Here is a 508-nt window from a genome sequence, read left to right as displayed (position 1 = left end):
AGCGGGTTTAAGGAACTGCTTAACGATTATCGGATCAGACCCATGAGGGGGACATAATGCAGGCAGGCAGATTGCGTCACCGCATCACGTTACAGAGCTTTACCCAGATCAGCTTGCCATCGGGCCAGCGTATGCAGGTGTGGCAGGATATCGCCACGGTCTGGGCAGAGGTTAAGTTCATTAGCGGGCGTGAGTTACTGACAGCGGGGGCTGAACGCGCAGAAACCACGGTACGGGTCTGGCTGCGTTACCGTCCGGATGTGACCAGCGCGTCCCGTATGGTGTTTAGGGGGCAGACTTACGACATTCAGGCGGCGATCCCTGACCCGAAACTGACCCAGCTTGAGCTGTTATGCAAACAGGGGGTAAAACCATGAGTATTCATACGGATCTGGACTTTTCCGGCTTGCAGGCAATAGCGAAAGATCTCGAACTGCTCAGCAAGGCTGAAAATAATCAGGTGCTGCGAAAAGCCACTTATGCGGCGGCGTCGGTATTGCGTGACGAG

The 508-nt window shown here is 54.9% G+C and carries 1 protein-coding gene and 1 pseudogene; both read left to right on the top strand.

Annotation, left to right across the window (positions count from 1 at the left end; genetic code table 11):
- The first annotated feature begins 56 nt into the window (after positions 1-56).
- Positions 57-377 (top strand): phage head closure protein, encoded by a 321-nt coding sequence (locus tag AAC854_RS24775; protein ID WP_340619116.1) that lies wholly within the window; start codon positions 57-59, stop codon positions 375-377.
- Positions 374-508: pseudogene (locus AAC854_RS24770) on the top strand (HK97-gp10 family putative phage morphogenesis protein); the annotation flags it as partial. The gene AAC854_RS24775 and the pseudogene AAC854_RS24770, both read left to right, overlap by 4 nt.

The sequence above is a fragment of the Xenorhabdus entomophaga genome, from assembly GCF_037996725.1.
GTDB lineage: Bacteria > Pseudomonadota > Gammaproteobacteria > Enterobacterales > Enterobacteriaceae > Xenorhabdus > Xenorhabdus khoisanae.
Note: the sequence above shows the minus strand (reverse complement) of the source record. Positions and strands in the feature narration are given on the sequence as shown.